The sequence below is a fragment of the Acinetobacter sp. FDAARGOS_558 genome (assembly GCF_003937785.1).
Classification (GTDB): Bacteria; Pseudomonadota; Gammaproteobacteria; order Pseudomonadales; family Moraxellaceae; genus Acinetobacter; species Acinetobacter baumannii.
Genome location: NZ_RKJH01000001.1, coordinates 889686 through 906590 on the forward strand (window position 1 = coordinate 889686; position 16905 = coordinate 906590).

The window sequence follows — 16905 nt, forward strand, 5'->3', positions numbered from 1 at the left end:
CTCGCCTCCTTTTTTTCCATAGAGAGTTGATATTTAAATAAAAGCTCTGTTGAAATTAGATACCCTACAAAAAAAATCGGGTTTTAAAACAATTATTTCAGACGACTTTATGTGTAGCTTAGTTTGTCGATATGAGGCATAATGCCCTACAACGTAGCGGTGTCACATCATTGAGAAGTCTAATTTTTAAGACTAGCGTTCTCAATCATGCGACACTTTAATCGCTATCCCATATTTAATTAGGGAATGGGACTCTTCACCGAGGTTGTAAAATGAGACAAACGATTTTAGCTGTATTGTCTTTATCAACGCTTGCCGCACTTTTGACTGGGTGTGGTGGTGATATGGTACTTCTAAACTCTAAAGGTCCAGTTGGTCAAGGTCAAAGTGACCTTATGATGACTGCGATCTATTTAATGTTACTTGTGGTGATTCCTTCAATCATCATGGCATTATGGTTTGGTTGGAAATATCGTGCGTCAAATAAAGATGCAGACTATAAACCTACATGGGCACACTCAACTGCAATTGAAGTTGTAGTATGGGGTATTCCTGTCATTATTATTGGTATTTTAGCTTGGTTAACTTGGTGGGGTTCCCACAAGTATGACCCATACCGTCCTTTAGAATCAGATAAAGCACCTTTAACTATTCAGGTTATTGCTGAACAGTTCAAGTGGATTTTTATTTATCCTGAACAAAACATTGCGACTGTTAACGAAATACGTTTCCCAGAGAAAACTCCGTTAAGTTTCAAAATCACTTCTAACTTCACGATGAACTCATTCTTCATTCCACAGTTAGGCGGTCAGATTTATGCAATGGCAGGTATGCAAACTCACCTTCATTTGTTAGCAAATGAAACTGGTGTATATCGTGGTTTCTCTTCTAACTACTCAGGCTATGGTTTCTCTCAAATGCGTTTCAAAGCGCATAGCGTTACAGAGCAACAATTCAACGAATGGGTAGCGGCTGTTAAAGCAGGTAATGGTACAACTATTAACCCAGAAGCAGTTCAAAAAACTACGCTTGACCAAGCTGAATTGGCAACCTTACGTGATGGCGATCGTTCTAAGCACCAAATCGAGCATTTAGTAAATCGTGCTAAAGCTGCTGGTGATCAAGAAGCGCTTGCTAAAGCAGAAGCGATGAAACCGTTCCCGACTAAGCCACACCCTGTGACTTATTACTCTTCAGTTGAACCAAAATTGTTTGAAACAATTATCAACCATTATATGAGTAACTATCATGGTGCTGACCACTCTGCTGCACATACAACAGCAGAAACTCATGTTGCAGCTGAACACGCTGCTCAAGGGGAATAAGACATGGATATGATTTTTGGTAAATTGGGTTGGGACTCTATCCCGACAGAGCCAATCGTACTTGTCACCATGGTCTTTATGGCACTTGGTGCAATTGCTGTGCTTGGCGGTATCACCTATTTCAAAAAATGGGGATATTTATGGAAAGAATGGTTTACAACTGTAGACCATAAAAAGATTGGTATCATGTATATCATCGTATCTGTTGTCATGCTTTTGCGTGGTTTCGCCGATGCGATCATGATGCGTTTACAACTTTTCCTCGCTAAAGGCGGTGGTGAAGGTTATTTACATCCTGACCATTACGACCAGATCTTCACCGCACACGGTGTAATCATGATCTTCTTCGTAGCAATGGGTCTAGTTGTAGGTATGATGAACATCTCTGTACCTTTACAGATCGGTGCTCGTGACGTTGCTTTCCCATTATTAAACTCTTTAAGCTTCTGGTTATTCGCTGGTGCTGCTGGTTTAATGATGCTTTCACTTGTATTAGGTGAATTTGCTGCGACTGGTTGGATGGCTTACCCTCCTCTGTCTGGTATTCAATATTCTCCTGGTGTAGGTGTTGACTACTATATCTGGGCACTTCAGGTTTCTGGTCTAGGTACGCTTTTATCTGGTGTTAACTTCTTCGTTACCATCATCAAAATGCGTGCGCCTGGCATGAAATTGATGGATATGCCTATTTTCACGTGGACTTCACTTTGTACGGCTGTATTAATCATTGCATCTTTCCCTGTATTAACAGGTACTCTTGCGATGCTTACATTAGACCGTTACTTCGGTTTCCATTTCTTCACAAATGAGCTTGGCGGTAGCCCAATGCTTTATGTGAACTTGATCTGGACATGGGGTCACCCTGAAGTATATATCTTGGTATTACCAGCATTTGGTTTATACTCAGAAATCGTTGCAACCTTCTCTCGTAAAGCGTTGTTCGGTTACAAGTCTATGGTATATGCGACAATTGCAATTACTGTATTAGCATTTGTTGTATGGCTTCACCACTTCTTCACCATGGGTGCTGGTGCGAACGTTAACGCGTTCTTCGGTATCATGACCATGGTTATTGCGATTCCTACTGGTGTGAAAATCTTCTCTTGGTTATTCACCATGTATAAAGGTCGCATCACCTTTACTACTCCAATGTTATGGACGCTTGGCTTCCTTGTAACATTCGGTATCGGTGGTTTAACTGGTGTACTTATGGCTGTTCCACCTGCGGACTTCCTTGTACACAACTCATTATTCTTGATCGCTCACTTCCATAACGTAATTATCGGTGGTGTGGTGTTTGGTATGTTTGCCGGCATCATTTACTACTGGCCAAAAATGTTTGGTTGGAAGCTCAATGAAGCATGGGGTAAAGCTGCATTCTGGTTCTGGTTCTTCGGTTTCTATTTTGCATTCATGCCACTTTATATCCTTGGTTTCATGGGTATGACTCGTCGTTTGAATACATATGACAACCCTGAATGGGACCCATACCTTGCGATTGCATTATTCGGTGCTGTTCTTGTTGCGATTGGTATTGCATGTTTCTTAATGCAAATCATCGTTGGTTTCTTACAACGTCACCAAAACATGGACTACACAGGCGATCCATGGGATGCTCGTACACTTGAATGGGCTACTTCTTCCCCTGCTCCATTCTATAACTTTGCTCATGAACCAGATGCAAGCGGTATTGACCGTTTCTGGACTGACAAAGAAAACGGTGTAGCATACGCACGTAATACTAAATATGAAGACATCCACATGCCGACTGACCGTGCTGCTGGTTTTGTCATTGCAATGTTCATTACTCTTCTTGGCTTTGCACTCATCTGGCATATTTGGTGGCTCGTTGTTGTTTCATTCGTTGCAGCTGTTGTTAGCTTGATCGTAAGCTCATTCACTAAGAATGTTGATTACTATGTTCCAGCTGCAGAAGTTGAGCGTATTGAAAACGAACGCTATGCTTTACTTGAAAAACACTTGAAGAAGGACTAAGGAAATGGCTGAAGTACTTCATCACGACAACCACGGCCATGATGGTCATCATGAACATGATGATACTGACTTAACGGTCTTTGGTTTCTGGACATACTTGATGAGTGACTTGATTCTTTTCGGATCACTCTTCATTGCGTTCGCTGTATTAAGCAGTCATGTTCCACCAGGAACTCCAAGTGCATATGACCTGTTCCATGAATCATTAGGCTACGTGTTAACTGAAACATTTGCCTTATTGATTTCATCGGTGACTTTCGGTTTTGCGGTACTTGCATCTTATAAAAAGAATGTAAATCAAGTGATCACTTGGTTATTTATTACATTCCTTTTTGGTGCAACCTTCATCGGGATGGAACTCTATGAATTCCATCACCTTGTAGAAGAAGGTCATGGTCCAACACACAGTGCTTTCTTATCATCGTTCTTTACTTTGGTAGGTACGCACGGTATCCACGTAACTTCTGGTTTAGTGTGGATGTTGGTACTGATGTATCAAATCAAAACTAAAGGTTTGACTTTACCGAATACACGTCGTCTTGCTTGCTTAAGCTTGTTCTGGCACTTCCTTGACATCGTTTGGATCTGTGTATTCAGCGTCGTTTACTTACTGGGAGTTCTCTAATGAGTAGTCATGAGCATAATGCTGCTGGTGCGTCACACGGTAACTTTAAGCAATACACTGTTGGCTTTATTCTTTCTGTCATCCTTACCATCATCCCATTCGGGATGGTGATGGCGGGTGGTTTCAGCCGCGGTCTTTTGGTTACAGTGATTGCAATCACTGCCGTTGCTCAGGTTCTTGTACAACTTGTGTACTTCTTACACATGAATACATCATCTGAACAACGTTGGAATATGATTGCATTTATCTACACAATCCTATGTATCGCTGTACTTTTAATCGGTTCTGTGTGGATTATGAATTACCTTCACTACAATATGATGATCTAAACTGATTGTCATGTTGAAAAAGTATTTATTCCTGACTAAACCAGGAATTCTCTTCGGTAATTTCATTACCACCTTGGGCGGCTTCTTCTTAGCCGCCCAAGGCTCTATAGACATCTTATTATTATTGCTCACTCTCATTGGAACAACATTAGTTGTTGCTTCAGGTTGTGTGGTTAATAATGTTATAGATCAAGATATTGATACAAAGATGCAGCGCACTCAAAACCGTGCACTCGTTAAAAAAACCATCTCTCCTACTGTTGCGCTTGTATATGCTTTCGTACTCGGAGTAATGGGTTTTAGCATTTTGTGGTTTGGTGTAAATGGCTACTCATTTTTGTTTGCAATGATTGGTTTTATTGTCTATGTCGGTTTTTATAGTTTGTGGACTAAACGTACCTCAATCCATCAAACCGTCATTGGTAGTATCTCCGGAGCGAGCCCTCCTGTTATTGGTTATACAGCAGTAACTCATCAATTTGATGTGGCAGCCTTGCTTTTGTTTTTAGCATACGCTTTATGGCAAATGCCTCACTCTTGGGCAATTGCAATTTATCGTTTTGATGATTACAAAAATGCGGGAATTCCTATCTTGCCTGTAGCACGTTCCATTTATCGCACGAAAATTGAATGTGTAATCTATATCCTGTTGTTTGCAGCTGTTTTGAATGGGTTATATTGTTTTGGCTATACCAATGTATTTTTCTTGATTACCTTTAATGCTTTGACCGCATACTGGTTTTATTTATCAATTATTGGATTTAAAGCCGAAAACGACCAACTTTGGGCTAAACGCTTTTTCCTTTACTCAGTAATCTTAATTACTTTGCTAAGTTTAAGTTTTAGCTTTACCTATCAATCCCCTGCTCCAAATCTTCCTCTCTTTTAATTAAGGGAGGATTTCCTCCTCTCTCAAATAACTTTTATATTTCTCATCAAAAGATTTGTTTTTAGTCTAATTTTTACCTATAATTCAGCCTTCGCATTTTTTGCGACGTAGCTATTTATATTTTTAGCTATGACTCCTTGCTTCTAATTTTATTAGGGGCTGTTTAAACCGTAAGGAGCTGACAATGCGTCATTACGAAATCGTACTTTTGGTACACCCAGACCAAAGCGATCAAGTTGTAGGTATGGTTGAACGCTATATCTCTCAGATCAAAGAAGCTGATGGTCAAATTCACCGTTTAGAAGATTGGGGCCGTCGTCAATTGGCTTACCCAATTAACAAAATTCACAAAGCGCACTACATTCTTATGAATGTTGAATGTGGTCAATCTACGCTTGATGAGTTAGAAGAATTATTCCGTTATAACGACGCGATCATTCGTAACCTTATCATCCGTCGTGAACACGCAATCACTGAAGAGTCATTGCTTGCTAAGAGTGCTGAAGAAAAGCGTGCGCGTAAAGCTCAACGTGAAGAAGCACAGCAAGTTGCTCAAGAAGCTGAATAAGGAGAACATCAATGGCACGTTTTTACCGTCGTCGCAAGTTCTGCCGCTTTACAGCTGAGAATGTTGCGTACATCGACTACAAAGATATCGATACTTTAAAACAGTACATCACTGAAAACGGCAAGATTGTTCCTAGCCGTATCACTGGTACTAAAGCTCGTTATCAACGTCAATTAGCGCTTGCTATCAAACAAGCTCGCTACTTGTCTTTGATTCCGTACACTGACAACCATAAGTGAGGTGATCTGTGGACGTTATCTTATTACAACGCATTAAGAACCTTGGTAAATTAGGCGATAAAGTATCAGTTAAAGCTGGTTACGGCCGTAACTTCCTTATCCCTCAAGGTAAAGCAGTTGCAGCTACTGAAGCTAACACTGCTGCTTTCGAAGCTCGTCGTGCTGAACTTGAGAAGCAAGAAGCTGAAGTATTAGCTGCTGCTCAAGCACGTGCTGAACAATTGAACGAAGTTAACATCGTTATCACTGCTAAAGCTGGTGACGAAGGTAAACTCTTCGGTTCTATCGGTACTCGTGACATCGCTGACGCGTTAACGAATGCTGGTCTTACAGTTGACCGTGCAGAAGTTCGTTTACCAAACGGTGCGCTTCGTCACACTGGTGAATTCAACATCGCAATTCAATTGCACCATGATGTTGTTGCAGAAGTTCTCGTTACTATCGTATCTGAGTAATTTCTCATCAAAAAAAGAGCATGCTTACGCATGCTCTTTTTTTATCTCTTAAATTTAAGCAATAAAATTAGATATATTAATTCCTGATCAGTTCTTCAGTTTAATTGGTTTTTTAATTAGGTAGTTTATTTAGTTTTGTTTTAAGATAGTTCTCGGCTTAAAACCCTTTTTGTGTACACATTTTATCATCAGGTCTAATTATGTCTCAGGCGAATGCCACTTCTTTAACCCTTTCATCTCCAACAGAAAATAAGACGAGTGAATCAGGCCAACTTAAAGAGTTTCGCACTCCCCCACACAATTTAGCCATTGAGCAAGCTGTACTTGCTGCGCTGATGACCGTTGCTGAATCTTTTGAACAAGTCAGTGACTTACTCAAAGAAAATGATTTTTATGCCACTCGTCATAAATATATTTATCGTGCAATTGAAAAATTAGCACAGGAAAACTCACCGTATGATGCGGTTTTGGTCAACGACTGGCTTTTAAAACAAAACTTACTCGATGCGATTGGCGGTGAAGAATATTTGATGCAGCTTATGGCTGACTCACCTTCGAGTTTCTATAATCTTGAAACTTATGCGAATAAAATTAAAGAATTTTCTACACTACGCAGTATGATTAAGGTAAGTACTGAAATTTTACAAAATGCTTATGACACAAAAGGTCGAGGTGTAAGTGAAATTTTAGATTTAGCCGAAACAAGTATTTTCTCTTTAGCAGAACAACATAACAACAATAAAAAAGATTCTGGTCCTAAAGCAATTAGTTCTGTAACTGCCGATGTAATTAGTAAACTTGATGAACTTTCAAAATTAGACGGAAATATTACTGGTTTAACGACTGGCTTCTTAGAGCTCGATAATAAAACTTCTGGTATGCAACCGGGTGATTTAATTATTGTCGCAGCACGTCCATCTATGGGTAAAACTACTTTTGCCATGAACTTGGTTGAAAGTGTTTTACAATACAATAAACTCCCAGCTCTCGTCTTCTCTATGGAGATGCCAGCAGACTCAATTGCGATGCGTCTAATTTCAGCTATGGGTAAAGTGCATCAAGGGCATTTACGTTCAGGTAATTTGGATGCTGATGAATGGACTAAAGTAACGGGTACCATTCTGCAACTTCAACAAATGCATTTGTATATTGATGATTCCTCTGCCCTACCACCTACTGAAGTTCGTGCCCGAGCTAGACGTATCGCAAAAATGCATGATGGTAAAATCGGCTGTATCATGGTCGACTATTTACAGTTAATGAAAGTTCCGGGCATGGGTGACAACCGTGTTGGTGAGATCTCGGAAATTTCACGTAGCTTAAAAGCTTTAGCTAAAGAAATGAACTGTCCTGTGATTGCACTATCTCAGCTTAACCGAAGTCTGGAAAACCGACCGAATAAACGTCCAGTAATGTCTGACTTACGTGAATCTGGTGCGATTGAACAGGATGCCGACTTAATCATGTTTATTTACCGTGATGAAGTCTATAACAAAGAATCGAAAGAAGCAGGCACCGCAGAAATTATCATCGGTAAACAGCGTAATGGTCCAATTGGTACTGTTCGCCTTGCCTTTGAAGGCCAATATACTCGTTTTAGTAATCTCTCTCCTGAGTATTACAGCCAATATGATGATGAAGAATAAACTCTATCTCTAGCCCAAAGGAGTAAATGAGGGTGCGTCAAGCAACAGTTTATATTGATCGCCAAGCGCTTCAATATAATTTAAACCGTGTCAAACAACTCGCAGCAAATTCAAAAATCGTAAGCATGGTAAAGGCCAATGCATACGGACATGGAGTCAAAGACTGTTTAGCAGCCTTAAATGCCTCAGATGCCTTTGGTGTAGCCTGCCTACAAGAAGGATTAGAAATCCGTGAACTTGGTTTCGAGCAACCAGTTACTTTAATTGAAGGGGTATTTTCTGAAGATGAAATGCCCGTCGCAATTGAACAAAAATTTGAATGCGTCATTCACCATCAACAACAGTTTGAATGGTTAATTAAACACAAACAAGCATATATTGCCCAAGGCTTAAAAGTATGGGTTAAATTAAATAGCGGTATGAACCGTTTAGGTTTTAAAAACCCAGAAATTATTGAAGTGATTAAGACATTAAAGTCTGAAGGTTTTACATGTGTACTTGCTATGCATTTTGCAAATGCAGATGTAGACCACCCTTTAAATGAACAACAAAAACAGCAATTTTTGCATATTAAAAAAACTTGCGATCCAATTTTAGCATCATGCTGTAATTCAGCTGCCATCTTTAAATGGCCAGAACTAAATTTTGACTATGTACGTCCTGGTATTATGCTCTACGGCGCTTCACCTTTTGCAGATAAAACAGTGCATGATCTTGATTTGAAACCTGTCATGACTTTTACTGCAGAAATAATAGCGTTAAACCATATTGAAGCTGGTGAACACGTAGGTTATGGCTCTACTTTTTGTGCTCAACAGGCTATGGATATCGCCATTGTTTCTATTGGCTATGGTGATGGTTATCCAAGAGCTTATGTTAAGCAAAATTTTGTCGCTATTGATGGCAAACTTTGCCCAGTTGTGGGCCGTGTAAGTATGGATATGATTGCGATTGATGTCACAAATACTCAAGTAAAACTTGGCACCCAAATTGAACTTTGGGGAAATCACCGTTTAGTTGATGATGTGGCTGAAGCAAATGGCACAATCGGCTATGAATTACTTTGCCGTCTAAGTTCTCGCCCAGTCCGTCAGGGTACTTAAAGTTCACTAAATAAAAAATCCAAGCACTGCTTGGATTTTTTTTGAATAAATTTTAGCGCCAATAATCATCTGTAGGTTTTGGCATTTCCTGTAAACCACGGCGTAACGTATCTGACCATTGACGACTAATTTGTGAAAAATATGGATCGTCTTCAGTAATTCGCTTACCTATAGGGATCACAAAACTATCTTTACTATAAACTAATGCATCTAACGGCAAACCAACAGAGACATTAGAACGCAATGTAGAATCAAATGAAATTAAACTACAACGAAGAGCATCATCTAATGGCATCGCATAATATAAAGCTCGATCTAAAATAGGTTTGCCATATTTACTTTCACCAATTTGAAAGTAAGGCGTATCTGTGGTGGCGCAAATAAAATTGCCTTGCGGATAAACATTATAAAGCTGCATATCTCCGCCTTTAATTTGTCCCCCCACTAAAATACTACAGGCATAATTCATTTGTTCTTGGGTATCTGAACTGATATCTTCTAAAACGCTTTTCAAGGTTTTACCGACTAGATCAGCCACCTCAAACATAGTATTAATGCTATATAAATTAGGCTCTTGTTGCAAAATAAGTGCATTTTGCAAATGCCCGATAACCGCTTGTGTAGTTGCTAAATTGCCTGCTGTTTGCAAGGCAATAAACCGCTCTCCCGTTACTCCAAAAGTATGCAGTTTACGGAACACAGAAATATGATCGACCCCGGCATTAGTTCGAGTGTCACTTATAAACACCAAACCCTGTTCCAATCTCAGCGCACAACAATAGGTCATTTCGTTCTCTTTACATTCAACAAGCCAGCACTTGAACCACAGACATCATATTTTCAGTACCACCTTTTTCTCGCACTCCCCTAATGGGCGCAACATCGAGATAGTCCCGACCAACAGCAAGATAAATATGATGCTTTGGTGTAAACAATTGATTGCTCACATCAAAACAATACCACTGATTATCTAAAAATACCTCCGCCCAAGCGTGACTGGCAAGGTGTGGAGAATTTTGATCAAATAGATAACCAGAGACATAACGTGCTGGTAATTGTAACGCACGGCACATAGCGATTAAAACATGTGCATGATCTTGACATACCCCCTGACCTGCCTGAAAGGCTTGCGTAGCCGTTGTATGAACAGATGTACTATCCGGTTGATATGGCATCTTTTGCAGAATATTTTCACTGAGCAAAGCAATATGTTGTCGATCTTTGACAGTTACAATTCTCTGGGCAAAATCCAACATTTCAGCATCATATTTAGTGGCCTCTGTACTTTGGAGAAATAGATTTATTGGTATAGATACATCTACTCCTCCTATTTCTGTATTTAGAAGCTCTACAATACCTTGTGCCATAAAAGTAAGGTGCTGATACTCATAACGCTGGCTAGCCGTTATCCAAATATTATTAAAAATATCTCTTTTGAGCGTCTTGTCACCAGGCACGCTGATTGCCCAATTCATAACATGTTGATGCAGCGATGTTTGAGGCATCATCTTGATATACTGAATACTGTTTTTAGCAGTTTCAGTATAGTTATAATGCGTTTGATGATTAACCATCAATTTCATAATTATGCCTCGAACATATATTCCAACTGCTGGGTAAAATTATAATAAGCTTCCCAATTTGGATGATCTTTTAATAATTGCCATGGTTGAGTTAATTTATTCCACCCTAAGTCATTCAGCTGTTGAAGTAATTTTTCTAGCTCCTGCAAGAGCTGTGTAAGGTCTTGCTGAAAACGTAGTTGTATATCAAATAATTCTATCTTTTGTCCTAAATGCAGAAATAACGCTATATCTTCATGTTCAGCATCAAGTATTTGATTACATTTCGCTAAAGCCTGCTTTAATGAATCAGGATGAGCTTGGACTCCCTTAATCGCATGATTTAATTCTGCATAGGCATTTGAAGATAATATTCCTCTTAACTCTTGAATATTATCTTTAGCAATAGCGAACTGATTCAGTAATGAATATGTTTGTTTCGTATCCAACATATAGCAATTCAGTAATTCTGCTTGATCAATGACTAGCCCAAATGCTGCTGCAAATTGGGCTGCTTTAGCATCATCTGTAAATGGCAAATGTGATACAGCAAATTGAATTCGCATTAAATAACGACCCAACCAATAAATGTGGTGCGCACTCGAATTGAGTAAAACCATAAATTTCCTCTTTAACCAACCATTAAGAATGTAGCGTTTCAACGACCCATGTATCTTTAATACCTCCTCCTTGTGAGGAGTTAACGACTAAAGAACCTGCCTGCATGGCTACTCGTGTTAAACCTCCGGGCACAATTTCGGTCCGATAAGGAGAACTGAGTACAAACGGGCGTAGGTCGATGTGGCGCTCAGCCACCCCTGCTGTAGTTAAAGTCGGTGCAACCGATAAAGCCAATGTTGGCTGGGCAATATATTCATGCGGTGTAGCAAGCAGTTTTTGTCTAAATTCATCAATTTCACATGAGCTTGCTTTAGGACCAATTAACATGCCATATCCACCCGATCCTTGAGCTTCTTTAATGACCAATTGATCTAAATGAGCCAGTACATAGTCCAGATGTTCTTTCTCACGGCACTGGTAAGTAGGTACATTCTTCAAAATTGGTGTTTCACCCAAATAATATTGGATCATCTGATCAACATATGGATAAATCGATTTATCATCAGCTACTCCAGTGCCGGGTGCATTGGCAATCACTACGTTTTTCTGTAAATAAGCAGACATTAAACCTGCCACACCTAAAGCACTATCAGGTCTAAATGCAAGTGGGTCTAAAAAATCATCATCTAAACGGCGATAAATCACATCAACCTTTTGACGGCCGCGAATCGTTTTTACAAATACTTGATCATTTTCTACAAATAAATCTCGATTGGTAACCAGTGGCACATCCATTTCACGTGCTAAAAAAGCGTGTTCATAATAAGCACTGTTAAAACGTCCTGGCGTTAAGACCACAATAAAAGGCTGATCAACCTCAGAGTTTTCTTGAAGTATTTCTTTTAATAAGCTTGGATAGTGTTCAATACCTTGCAGATTGTTAGCAGCGCAGAGCTCAGGCATGAGTTGCTGACTAATATTCCTGCATTCAATCATATAAGATACGCCAGATGGCGTTCTTAAATTATCTTCAAGTACAAAAAACTCGCCTTCACTGTCACGAATAATATCTATTCCGCTAATTTGAGAATAAATTTTGCCTTTGAGCGTGTGTTTAAGCATATGGGGCTGAAAAGCCTCATGACAAATAATCTGACTTTCCGGAATTAATTGCTCTTTTAAAATATGTTGCCCATGATAGATGTCATCTAAAAAATAATTGAGCGCTTTAACTCGCTGTGCGCAGCCAGCTGCGATTTTTTCCCACTGTTTTTTTTCAATAACCCTTGGAATGAGATCAAAAGGTATCGTTCTCTCCACTCCTTCCTTATCACCGTATACGTTAAATGTAATGCCGTGATAGAGAAAATGTTGCTTAGCCTCCGCATTTAATTGTTTCAACTCATCCAAAGTACGAATGCTCAGCCATTGTTCAATTTTTTTAGAGGCCACACCGTTAGATGTTGCATCATCTAACATCTCATTAAAAAACTGTGATTTTAGTTGTTCAAATAGGTTCGACTGTACGGAAAGATTTTCTATAAACGAAGTTTGGTTAAGTAATGCGTTGGTCGCCTGTTCCTGTAAAAAATAATCAATATCGGCTTGTAGGTCTTTCTCTTGTTCTGACATAGCAACCTCGTCTTATCATTTATCTATATTTCATTTTTAAATAAGCAATTTCAGTGCCACTTATATATCTATAATGCTTATTGAATATCATTGTTATAACTTTCTTCTAAATTTTAACATTGATTGTAAAAGCTGCTATAAACCGAATCTGACAAACTTGCTAAATCTGTAAAGTTTTTTTATTGTGTTGACACCAAAGCAATTGGATATAGATGTATTACGCTTATGTCTGTAACAGAAAAAGAAACTTCAAATAGTTTATATCGCCAATGGCAGATTCTATCTCGCCTTCCTACCGGTAAATGGATCGGAACTCGAGAATTGCAAGAAATGCTTGAGCGTGAAGGTATTGAAATCAGTTTAAGGACAATTCAGCGTGATTTAAACCAAATTGCTCAGCGTTTTCCAATTGAAAGTAATAAAGCTGTACCTCAAGGCTGGCGTTGGCAATCAGATGCACCAATTCAAAGCTTACCGCATATGACAAGCTCTCAAGCTGTAACCTTTATGATGGTTGAGGAACATCTCAAACATTTACTTCCACCCAGTCTCCTTGACGAGATGGGGCCTTGGTTCGATTTGGCAAAACGTAGTCTGTCTACACAAAATAATGTGAGACAGTGGATTAATCGTGTCCGTATTGTGCCAGCAAGCCAACCTCTTATTCCACCTGTAGTGGACCGTGCTGCTCAGCAGGCAATTTATGAGGGTCTACTACAAGACAAACAGATTGAGTGTGTCTATCGGGCCCGTGTAAATCAAGGCGAAGATAAAACTTATATTTTAAATCCTCTTGCTTTGGTCCAAAAAGGTGCTGTGATTTACTTAATTTGTACTCGCCATGATAAAACTGAAGTACAAACATTTGCCTTGCACCGATTCAAATCTGCTAAAGTTTTAGAAAGTCGGGCTTTACACCCTGTTAATTTCGATATTGACCATTATATTGACTCAGGAGCTTTAGGTTTCAGAGTAGATTACAACCAACCCACTGAATCTATTCAGCTTACTTTAACCATGACCGAGCAAACTGCTAAAACTTTTTATGAAAGTCAGTTAAGTAAAGATCAGACCATTACCCCAATTGAAGAAAATATTGTCGAAGTTACGGCGACCGTTCCATTTACATCCCAACTCGTATGGTGGTTACGGAGTTTTGGTAAAAAACTGCTTCATATTGAGCCAGTCCAAGTACACAATGCTGTGCGAGAAATTGAGCCTGATAGCAAATAATCAGTAGATATAAAAAAGAGAACCATATGGTTCTCTTTAGATTTTGAATTGTAATTTTCTTAATTTTATATTGGCATTTATACTTTTATTTATTTTCAGATCAATATGTTTTCCCCCGCCAAAACTGATCTGCTTCTTCTTTTGCGCTATGTTGAACATGAGCATTGGCATGCCATTTCATATCCATTGTAGCGAATTGATTTCATTGTCATGTTTAAAGCCCTCTTGTTTGAACGTGAATTTAATATAACTTTCGCTTTAAAACTTGTGAAATAAGAAAAAAAGGATGCAAAATCTCTTTTGATGCTTAGGAAAATTCCATATATTTTTTGATCAGAAAATAAAAAAGCCCAGTCTTAACCGGGCTTTTTTTTACACGCTTAAATAATTAAGCCGTTTTTTTCGTCATATTATTTTTACGAATCGTGATCATTACAAGCTGAACAGCAGCTGGGGTAACACCAGGAATACGGCTTGCTTGAGCTAATGTTTCCGGGCGAACTGTTTTCAACTTCTGAGTAATTTCGCGAGATAAACCTGAAACGACGTCATAATCAAAATCAGCAGGAATTTTGGTTTCTTCAAGACGTTTTAATTGAGCTACATCTTCATGCTGACGGTTGATATAACCTTCATATTTAACAGCAATTTCAATTTGCTCGCCGACTTGCTGTGATACGTCAGAACCAGTAAGTTCCGCAATTTGGCCAAAATTAATATTAGGACGTTTAAGCAAGTCAATCGCACTACATTCTTTACTTAAGTCAGCACCTGTCATTTCAACAAACTTTTTACCCATTGGGTTGTTAGGTGCCGCCCATAAATGTTGTAAACGTGATGTTTCGCGCTCAACTGCTTCCATTTTTTCGCAATAAGCCGCCCAACGAACATCATCAACCAAACCAAGCTCACGACCAATAGTTGTTAAACGTTGATCGGCATTATCTTCACGTAACATCAAACGATATTCCGCACGTGAAGTGAACATACGGTATGGCTCTTTCGTACCTAGGGTAATCAAGTCGTCAACCAATACACCCATATAAGCTTGGTCACGTTTAGGTGTCCATTCTTCTTGTTCCCATGCACGGCGTGCAGCATTCAAGCCTGCAAGCAAACCTTGAGCACCCGCTTCTTCATAACCGGTAGTACCATTAATTTGCCCAGCAAAATACAAACCGTTAATTGCTTTGGTTTCTAGGGTAAATTTCAATGCTTGTGGATTGAAATAGTCATATTCGATTGCATAACCCGGACGTAGGATATGAGCATTTTCCATACCACGAATTGAACGTACAAGCTCAAACTGAACATCAAATGGTAATGAAGTTGAAATACCATTTGGATAAAGCTCATGTGTATCTAGGCCTTCTGGCTCTAAAAATACCTGATGTGAGTCTTTATCAGAGAAACGATGAATCTTGTCTTCAATTGAAGGACAGTAACGTGGACCTACACCTTCAATAACACCGGTATACATTGGTGAACGGTCTAAGCCACCACGAATAATGTCATGAGTTTTTTCGTTAGTATGCGTGATATAGCAGTTCACTTGTTCTGGGTGCATAGATACATCACCCATGAACGACATTACCGGAGACGGGAAGTCGCCTGGTTGTGGTGTCATAACAGAAAAATCAACTGAACGTGCATCAATACGTGGAGGTGTACCTGTTTTTAAACGGCCTACCGGTAATTTCAATTCACGAAGACGCTGAGCAAGAGCAATAGAAGGAGGATCACCAGCACGACCGCCGCTTGATTTCTCTAAACCAACGTGAATAACACCGCCCAAGAATGTACCAGTAGTTAACACAACAGTTTTTGCATCAAAGCGGATACCCATTTGGGTCACAACACCCTTAACTGTATCGCCTTCAACAATCAGGTCATCAGCCGCCTGTTGGAAAATATCAAGATTTGCTTGGTTTTCTAAGGTCTCACGAATCGCAGCTTTATAGCGAACACGGTCAGCCTGAGCACGCGTTGCACGTACTGCTGCACCTTTACGCGAGTTTAAAATACGGAATTGAATACCGCCTTTATCGGCAGCTAAAGCCATTGCACCGCCAAGCGCATCAATTTCACGAACTAAGTGCGACTTACCAATGCCACCAATTGCTGGGTTACAGCTCATCTGACCCAAAGTCTCAATGTTATGGGTCAAAAGCAAAGTCTGTCGTCCCATACGCGCAGCAGCAAGCGCCGCTTCCGTACCTGCGTGACCGCCACCGATAACGATAACATCATAAACTTTAGGATAGTGCATGAGTACAAAAACACCAGAAAAAAAAGACGGAACATTATAGCAAAATTATCTGCTTATAGATGTACATAATTACAAAATTGTCGTGACATGATTTACGGTAAGCCACATGTTTTGACATTTTGTTTCATGAATTCAATACAAAGTGAATGTTTTTAAAACTTTTTCATTTTAGAATAAAAAACGTACAGCACTTCTATGACTTTAAAATTAACGCAACTAGAAGGAACACAAAATGAAAACGACCATGTTGAAAATCTTAACAGCATCTCTAATTTGTTTTTCAGGCGTCACTTTTACACACGCTGCTGACACGAGCAAAGCCGAAACTCAAAAACAAATTCGAGTATGTGCAAAAAAACAGCAAGGTGAATGGGTTTCTTACAATCACAACGGTGTAACCTTTAATGGTACTTGCCAGCCGAACGAAAATGGCAAATTACAATTCAAGGCCCCTGCTCCTTAATACAGTTTTGA

The 16905-nt window shown here is 39.4% G+C and carries 17 protein-coding genes; 12 read left to right on the forward strand and 5 right to left on the reverse strand.

Going from position 1 to position 16905, the window contains the following annotated elements; genetic code table 11:
- The first annotated feature begins 272 nt into the window (after nucleotides 1–272).
- The 10 genes from cyoA (at nucleotide 273) to alr (ending at nucleotide 9174) form a co-directional block, all read left to right on the forward strand.
- Nucleotides 273–1325, forward strand: coding sequence for a ubiquinol oxidase subunit II (gene cyoA, locus EGT34_RS04335; protein ID WP_001250041.1), 1053 nt, complete (start codon nucleotides 273–275; stop codon nucleotides 1323–1325).
- A gap of 3 nt (nucleotides 1326–1328) precedes the next feature.
- The gene (cyoB, locus tag EGT34_RS04340; protein ID WP_000367186.1) at nucleotides 1329–3320 is read left to right on the forward strand and encodes a cytochrome o ubiquinol oxidase subunit I; all 1992 of its coding nucleotides are present in this window, start codon (nucleotides 1329–1331) and stop codon (nucleotides 3318–3320) included.
- 4 nt (nucleotides 3321–3324) lie between these two features.
- A complete protein-coding gene (gene cyoC / locus EGT34_RS04345; RefSeq protein ID WP_000852577.1) occupies nucleotides 3325–3945 on the forward strand; it encodes a cytochrome o ubiquinol oxidase subunit III in 621 nt (206 codons plus the stop codon).
- Nucleotides 3945–4274, forward strand: a complete 330-nt coding sequence (locus EGT34_RS04350; protein ID WP_000094534.1) for a cytochrome o ubiquinol oxidase subunit IV — start codon at nucleotides 3945–3947, stop codon at nucleotides 4272–4274. Before cyoC ends, EGT34_RS04350 begins: the two co-directional genes overlap by 1 nt.
- Before the next feature lie 10 nt (nucleotides 4275–4284).
- Nucleotides 4285–5163, forward strand: coding sequence for a heme o synthase (cyoE, locus tag EGT34_RS04355; protein WP_000915320.1), 879 nt, complete (start codon nucleotides 4285–4287; stop codon nucleotides 5161–5163).
- Between the two features lie 184 nt (nucleotides 5164–5347).
- Nucleotides 5348–5731, forward strand: coding sequence for a 30S ribosomal protein S6 (rpsF, locus tag EGT34_RS04360; RefSeq protein WP_001216679.1), 384 nt, complete (start codon nucleotides 5348–5350; stop codon nucleotides 5729–5731).
- Between the two features lie 11 nt (nucleotides 5732–5742).
- Entirely contained in the window at nucleotides 5743–5970 is a 228-nt protein-coding gene (rpsR, locus tag EGT34_RS04365; protein WP_000090661.1) for a 30S ribosomal protein S18, read from the forward strand.
- An 8-nt stretch (nucleotides 5971–5978) separates the two neighbouring features.
- Nucleotides 5979–6425, forward strand: coding sequence for a 50S ribosomal protein L9 (gene rplI / locus EGT34_RS04370; RefSeq protein WP_000382591.1), 447 nt, complete (start codon nucleotides 5979–5981; stop codon nucleotides 6423–6425).
- A gap of 200 nt (nucleotides 6426–6625) precedes the next feature.
- Nucleotides 6626–8071 (forward strand): replicative DNA helicase, encoded by a 1446-nt coding sequence (dnaB, locus tag EGT34_RS04375; protein ID WP_000075888.1) that lies wholly within the window; start codon nucleotides 6626–6628, stop codon nucleotides 8069–8071.
- A gap of 32 nt (nucleotides 8072–8103) precedes the next feature.
- On the forward strand, nucleotides 8104–9174 hold the full coding sequence (alr, locus tag EGT34_RS04380) for an alanine racemase (RefSeq protein ID WP_001248175.1): 1071 nt from the start codon (nucleotides 8104–8106) through the stop codon (nucleotides 9172–9174).
- 52 nt (nucleotides 9175–9226) lie between these two features.
- Here alr and EGT34_RS04385 read toward each other — a convergent pair whose 3' ends face one another.
- The 4 genes from EGT34_RS04385 to EGT34_RS04400 are packed head-to-tail and all read right to left on the reverse strand — an operon-like array spanning nucleotide 9227 to nucleotide 12929.
- The gene (locus EGT34_RS04385) at nucleotides 9227–9961 is read right to left on the reverse strand and encodes a proteasome-type protease (RefSeq protein WP_024437185.1); all 735 of its coding nucleotides are present in this window, start codon (nucleotides 9959–9961) and stop codon (nucleotides 9227–9229) included.
- 16 nt (nucleotides 9962–9977) lie between these two features.
- Nucleotides 9978–10757 carry a transglutaminase family protein gene (locus EGT34_RS04390; protein ID WP_000772592.1) on the reverse strand — a complete coding sequence of 260 codons (780 nt, stop codon included), beginning with the start codon at nucleotides 10755–10757 and terminating at the stop codon, nucleotides 9978–9980.
- Nucleotides 10758–10759: 2 nt separating this feature from the next.
- Nucleotides 10760–11356 carry an alpha-E domain-containing protein gene (locus EGT34_RS04395; RefSeq protein ID WP_000243516.1) on the reverse strand — a complete coding sequence of 199 codons (597 nt, stop codon included), beginning with the start codon at nucleotides 11354–11356 and terminating at the stop codon, nucleotides 10760–10762.
- Between the two features lie 22 nt (nucleotides 11357–11378).
- Nucleotides 11379–12929, reverse strand: a complete 1551-nt coding sequence (locus EGT34_RS04400; RefSeq protein ID WP_001295019.1) for a circularly permuted type 2 ATP-grasp protein — start codon at nucleotides 12927–12929, stop codon at nucleotides 11379–11381.
- 225 nt (nucleotides 12930–13154) lie between these two features.
- Between EGT34_RS04400 and EGT34_RS21110 the strand changes: the two genes are divergently transcribed.
- Nucleotides 13155–14162: a helix-turn-helix transcriptional regulator gene (locus tag EGT34_RS21110; RefSeq protein WP_000117148.1), complete on the forward strand. Its 1008-nt coding sequence runs from the start codon at nucleotides 13155–13157 to the stop codon at nucleotides 14160–14162.
- Between the two features lie 388 nt (nucleotides 14163–14550).
- Here the strand turns inward: EGT34_RS21110 and mnmG are convergent, their stop codons facing one another.
- Nucleotides 14551–16431 carry a tRNA uridine-5-carboxymethylaminomethyl(34) synthesis enzyme MnmG gene (gene mnmG / locus EGT34_RS04410; protein ID WP_000559182.1) on the reverse strand — a complete coding sequence of 627 codons (1881 nt, stop codon included), beginning with the start codon at nucleotides 16429–16431 and terminating at the stop codon, nucleotides 14551–14553.
- Between the two features lie 232 nt (nucleotides 16432–16663).
- Here mnmG and EGT34_RS04415 point away from each other — a divergent pair, with 232 nt between their 5' ends.
- The gene (locus tag EGT34_RS04415) at nucleotides 16664–16894 is read left to right on the forward strand and encodes a hypothetical protein (RefSeq protein WP_000859008.1); all 231 of its coding nucleotides are present in this window, start codon (nucleotides 16664–16666) and stop codon (nucleotides 16892–16894) included.
- Nucleotides 16895–16905: the final 11 nt, after the last annotated feature.

Coding starts and splice junctions, on each gene's coding strand:
- cyoA (WP_001250041.1), top strand. CDS start 273: ATGAGACAAACGATTTTAGCTGTATTGTCTTTATCAACGCTTGCCGCA.
- cyoB (WP_000367186.1), top strand. CDS start 1,329: ATGGATATGATTTTTGGTAAATTGGGTTGGGACTCTATCCCGACAGAG.
- cyoC (WP_000852577.1), top strand. CDS start 3,325: ATGGCTGAAGTACTTCATCACGACAACCACGGCCATGATGGTCATCAT.
- EGT34_RS04350 (WP_000094534.1), top strand. CDS start 3,945: ATGAGTAGTCATGAGCATAATGCTGCTGGTGCGTCACACGGTAACTTT.
- cyoE (WP_000915320.1), top strand. CDS start 4,285: ATGTTGAAAAAGTATTTATTCCTGACTAAACCAGGAATTCTCTTCGGT.
- rpsF (WP_001216679.1), top strand. CDS start 5,348: ATGCGTCATTACGAAATCGTACTTTTGGTACACCCAGACCAAAGCGAT.
- rpsR (WP_000090661.1), top strand. CDS start 5,743: ATGGCACGTTTTTACCGTCGTCGCAAGTTCTGCCGCTTTACAGCTGAG.
- dnaB (WP_000075888.1), top strand. CDS start 6,626: ATGTCTCAGGCGAATGCCACTTCTTTAACCCTTTCATCTCCAACAGAA.
- EGT34_RS04385 (WP_024437185.1), bottom strand. CDS start 9,961: ATGACCTATTGTTGTGCGCTGAGATTGGAACAGGGTTTGGTGTTTATA.
- EGT34_RS04390 (WP_000772592.1), bottom strand. CDS start 10,757: ATGAAATTGATGGTTAATCATCAAACGCATTATAACTATACTGAAACT.
- EGT34_RS04395 (WP_000243516.1), bottom strand. CDS start 11,356: ATGGTTTTACTCAATTCGAGTGCGCACCACATTTATTGGTTGGGTCGT.
- EGT34_RS04400 (WP_001295019.1), bottom strand. CDS start 12,929: ATGTCAGAACAAGAGAAAGACCTACAAGCCGATATTGATTATTTTTTA.
- EGT34_RS21110 (WP_000117148.1), top strand. CDS start 13,155: ATGTCTGTAACAGAAAAAGAAACTTCAAATAGTTTATATCGCCAATGG.
- mnmG (WP_000559182.1), bottom strand. CDS start 16,431: ATGCACTATCCTAAAGTTTATGATGTTATCGTTATCGGTGGCGGTCAC.
- EGT34_RS04415 (WP_000859008.1), top strand. CDS start 16,664: ATGAAAACGACCATGTTGAAAATCTTAACAGCATCTCTAATTTGTTTT.